5 protein-coding genes are annotated in these 4,469 nt (G+C 51.8%); all 5 read right to left on the bottom strand.

Annotated elements, in window-relative coordinates:
- Position 1: 1 nt before the first annotated feature.
- Positions 2-673: a (d)CMP kinase gene (gene cmk, locus ACP5D0_RS10045; protein ID WP_472365653.1), complete on the bottom strand. Its 672-nt coding sequence runs from the start codon at positions 671-673 to the stop codon at positions 2-4.
- A gap of 1 nt (position 674) precedes the next feature.
- Positions 675-2,012: a 3-phosphoshikimate 1-carboxyvinyltransferase gene (gene aroA, locus ACP5D0_RS10050; protein WP_472365654.1), complete on the bottom strand. Its 1,338-nt coding sequence runs from the start codon at positions 2,010-2,012 to the stop codon at positions 675-677.
- Between the two features lie 55 nt (positions 2,013-2,067).
- Positions 2,068-2,940 (bottom strand): prephenate dehydrogenase, encoded by an 873-nt coding sequence (locus ACP5D0_RS10055; RefSeq protein WP_472365655.1) that lies wholly within the window; start codon positions 2,938-2,940, stop codon positions 2,068-2,070.
- 21 nt (positions 2,941-2,961) lie between these two features.
- Positions 2,962-4,077 (bottom strand): histidinol-phosphate transaminase, encoded by a 1,116-nt coding sequence (gene hisC, locus ACP5D0_RS10060; RefSeq protein ID WP_472365656.1) that lies wholly within the window; start codon positions 4,075-4,077, stop codon positions 2,962-2,964.
- A gap of 92 nt (positions 4,078-4,169) precedes the next feature.
- On the bottom strand, positions 4,170-4,469 hold a 300-nt coding region (locus ACP5D0_RS10065), incomplete at its 5' end, for an ACT domain-containing protein (RefSeq protein ID WP_472365657.1).

The following is a 4,469-nucleotide window of genomic DNA, read 5'->3' on the forward strand; positions in this document are numbered from 1 at the left end:
CTTACTTGATTAACCCATGTTTCCATAATTGATCCATCGCCAATTTGCAAACGTCTTCGATGCTTAAATCGGTTGTATCAATTTCCAACGCATCGTCTGCCGGAACCAATGGAGAGGTCTTCCGAGTGCGGTCGCGCTCGTCTCTTTCCATAATGTCTTGAGTTATTTGGCGAATATTAACATCAACCCCTTGATTTTTCAACTGTTTAACGCGCCTTTTTGCTCTTTCTTCCGCTGAAGCGGTCAGAAACAGCTTCACCGGTGCTTCTGGGAAGACCACGGTGCCCATGTCGCGCCCGTCCGCAATCAAGCCAGGCGGTTGCGCATAGTCCTTTTGGCGCTTCAATAAAGCGGCGCGTACTTCCGGAATCGCGGCCACTTTAGAGGCCATCGCCGCCACTTCTTCGGTACGTACTTTGGATGTGATGTCTTCACCTTGATACAGAATGCTGGTTTCAATAAACGTCACCGGCAGGTTTTCAGCCAATGCCACCAGGCCTGGTAGATTGTTCAATGCCAAGCCTTGATCGAGCACGCCGTACGCCAAGCTTCGATAAATGGCGCCGCTGTCGAGTAAGTGAAAGCCGGTTTTGCAACAGAGGTATTGCGCCAAGGTGCCCTTTCCAACCCCGCTTGGCCCATCCACCGTAACGATTGCTGTGGTTGTTTCCATATTAAGCCTCCTCGGCGATAACCTGCATGCCGACCTGATTAATCAATTCAATGAACGTTGGAAAGGAGGTATTGACGTTGGCGCAGTCGTCCACCACTACCTCCGACGCGGCGCGTAATCCGGCGACGGTCGCCGCCATGGAAATGCGGTGATCATGGTGACTCAGAATCGGCGCGGATTGCGGTGCTTGTTGCCCGCCTTCGATTATCATGCCATCTTCAGTTGGCGTGGCTTGAATGCCAAGTGCATTCAAGGCATCCGCCATCACTTGAATCCGATCGGATTCTTTGACACGCAATTCTTCGGCACCGGTCAGCACCGTGCGCCCTTCGGCCGCCGATGCCGCGACAAACAACACGGGGAATTCATCAATTGCCAAAGGCACCAAATGCGGTGGAATCTCGATGCCCTTCAATTTCGATGAACGGATTCGGATGTCCGCCACCGGTTCACCTCCGACGGTCGCTTCATTCTCAAGCGTAATATCGGCGCCCATCAGTTTCAGAATATCCAATACACCGGTACGAGTTGGATTAATGCCGACATGCTCAATCACCAAATCGGCTTCTTCGGCCATCGCCGCCGCCACCATAAAAAACGCGGCGGAGGAAATATCGGACGGCACGTCGATATCGGAAGCGGTTAAGGGTTGCCCGCCCGTTAACGACACGCGCGTTCGCATATCGTCCAGTTTTTCGGACGGCACATCGTAACCGAAACCACGCAACATGCGTTCAGTATGGTCTCGGGTGGGAGCTGGCTCTTCAACCGTGGTTTGTCCTTGCGCATACAGACCCGCCAGTAAAACACAGGATTTGACCTGTGCGCTCGCCATCGGCAGCACATAATCAATGGCTTTCAACTGACCGCTGCGCTTGATTTTCAAAGGCGGTGTCCCGCCCGCTTGAGTTTCGATTTCGGCTCCCATTTGCGCGAGCGGGTCGGTCACCCGCTTCATTGGGCGTTTGGACAAGGACGCATCGCCGATCAGTTCGCATTCGAAATTCTGACCCGCCAAAATCCCGGCCATCAAACGCATTGCGGTTCCGGAGTTCCCCATATCCAGCGGGTGAGTCGGGGCTTTTAAGCCTTTTAAGCCAACACCATGCACCGTGACGCGGCCATTATCCGGCCCTTCAATCTCAACCCCCATCGCCTGAAACGCCTTCAAAGTGGCCAAGCTGTCTTCCCCTTCCAGAAAACCGCTGATATGAGTGGTGCCGTCGGCAATGGCTCCGAGCATAATACTGCGGTGCGAAATGGATTTATCGCCCGGCACACGGATGCGCCCTTTGATTTTCCCGCCCGGGCTGACTTTGAACTGAATGTTTTTCGACATAATCAATTTTCCTAAAAAGGTGTGAAATATTCGGGTAAATTCGGTTTAATTCGGGTTAATCCGGTTTGACGATGTGTTCGTCTCGTGCCTGCTTGGCTTGGGCAAAATAATCGTGGAGACGTTCGCCATTGCCAGTCTCCACGAGATCGGTCAAGGTTTGAATTTCTGTCTGATAATGCTGCAGCCACTTAACAATGGCGTCGCGGTTGCTTAAGGCGATGTCGCGCCACATGACGGCATCGCTGGAGGCAATGCGGGTAAAGTCGCGAAATCCACCGGCGGTATATTGAAACACATTGCCTAACTCAACGTGTTCATTAAGTAAATTAACTAAGCCGAACGCCAGCATATGGGGTAAATGACTGGTGGCGGCAAACACTTCGTCATGGAATTCAGGTGTCATTTCCGACACCCGAGCGCCTGTAGCTTGCCACAGCTGGGTCAATTCATTCAAAGCGGTTTGATCGGTTGACGCCGTGGGGGTCAAAATAACACGGTGATTCACAAACAGGTTGTCACACGCCGCTTCGACTCCGCTTTTTTCCTTGCCAGCGATTGGATGCCCCGCCACAAAGCGTTTTGGAATGTGCCCAAAGGCCGACTGCACCGCGTTTAAAACGGATGTTTTTGCACTGCCCACATCCGTGAGAAGCGTCTTTTCCGATACAAAGGGAGCCATGTCTTTTAACACCGATTCCATGGCACCTAACGGCACGGCCAGAACAACCAGATCGGCATTTTGAACCGCCGTTTCCAGCGAAAGGGAATAATCGTCAATCACCCCCAGTTGCTGTGCTTTGCGAAGGTTTTCTTCTCGTGAACCATAGCCCATCACGGTTTTAACCAGGCCTGCTTTTTTCAGCGCCTTGGCAAGAGAACCGCCGATCAGTCCGACGCCGATAATCGTGATTTTATGCCATTGTTTCATTGGGTGTTCGTCCATGATCGGCTAGCGTGACCGGTTTAAAATATGACGTAAGGCCTGCATAAAATGTGCGTTTTCGTCTGGCAAACCGATTGATACTCGTAAAAATTCAGCAAAGGTTCCCTGACTGGCGACCGGGCGAACAATCACCCCTTCTTGTAATAACGCCTGATGAATTTCCGCCGCGTCGGCGCCCAAGCGAACACACAGGAAATTGGCCTGCGAAGGAATGTAACGGAATGCCATATCATCGAAAAACTGGGTCAGAGTCGCCATGCCCTGCTGATTGAGCGTCACCGTCTGTTGCACAAAGGCTTGATCCGACAGCGCGACTTGAGCGGCCACTTGCGCCAGATGGTTAATGTTAAACGGCTCGCGAATGCGGTTGATGTAACTAATGACTTCCGGGTGCCCTGCCATATAGCCGACACGCAATGCCGCCAGCCCATAGGCTTTGGAAAAAGTGCGCGAAACCAGCAGGTTCGGATAGTCGCCCAGATAGTGCAAACCGTTGGCAAAATCCGGGTCTGTGACGTACTCGGTATAAGCCTCATCCAGCACCACTATGACGTGACTCGGCACCTTTTGAATAAAATTTTCCCATTCGGCACGTCCAAAAAAGGTGCCGGTTGGGTTGTTCGGGTTCGCCAGATAAATTAATTTGGTGCGCTCCGTAATGGCCTCGACCATGGCCTCCAAATCGTGCCCCCAATGGTTTGCAGGCACTTCCACGCCCGTCGCCCCCACCGATTGTGTGCTGATGGCGTAAACGGGAAAGGCGTATTGCGAGTAAATGATTTCGTCGCCCGCACCGGCAAACACCCGCGCCGTTATCGAAAGCAGCTCATTGGAACCGTTACCCAGTGCAATCTGTGACGAACTGAGATGCAAAAAATCGGCCAACGCCTGTTTGAGATAAAACTGATGGCCATCCGGGTAACGACCAATGTCAGCCAGCGCCGTTTGAATCGCTTGTGCCACCTTGGGGCTGGCGCCCAATGGATTTTCGTTGGATGCCAGCTTGGAAATTTGGGTCAGTTCGTATTCCCGCTGCAATTCGGAAACGGGTTTACCAGGCTGGTAAACAACCACCTTGTGAATGTGAGGCAAGGTTTGTTTGGCAAAAAAAGACGTGGCCATAATATTTGACTGTTCGCTCGCGTAATGAATTGGATAATGATTCGACTAAAAACGGCTAAAAAAAGTAAAACTGGCTAATGAAGCCCAGCCCGTCAGCTCAGTGGCGACACCGGAAAAGATCCCAGAATTTTACAGAAGCTGGTTTTTTGGCGAACTTCTTCGATGGCTTCGGCCAATGGCGTTTCTTTCTGATGTCCTTGCACGTCAATAAAAAACAGGTAATCCCATTTTGTTTCCGTTGATGGAATGGAAATAATGCGTGTCATACTGATGTTTCGCTTGGCAAAACTCGACAGCACCTCCAGCAAAGAACCGGCCTTGTTGGGCATGGCCAAGACCATAGCGGTTTTATCTTCACCACTGGGCTCGGTCGTTTCGGAGCCGATGACCCA

The sequence above is a fragment of the Hydrogenovibrio sp. genome, from assembly GCF_049975065.1.
GTDB lineage: Bacteria > Pseudomonadota > Gammaproteobacteria > Thiomicrospirales > Thiomicrospiraceae > Hydrogenovibrio.

Coding starts and splice junctions, on each gene's coding strand:
- hisC (WP_472365656.1), bottom strand. CDS start 4,077: ATGGCCACGTCTTTTTTTGCCAAACAAACCTTGCCTCACATTCACAAG.
- aroA (WP_472365654.1), bottom strand. CDS start 2,012: ATGTCGAAAAACATTCAGTTCAAAGTCAGCCCGGGCGGGAAAATCAAA.
- ACP5D0_RS10055 (WP_472365655.1), bottom strand. CDS start 2,940: ATGAAACAATGGCATAAAATCACGATTATCGGCGTCGGACTGATCGGC.
- cmk (WP_472365653.1), bottom strand. CDS start 673: ATGGAAACAACCACAGCAATCGTTACGGTGGATGGGCCAAGCGGGGTT.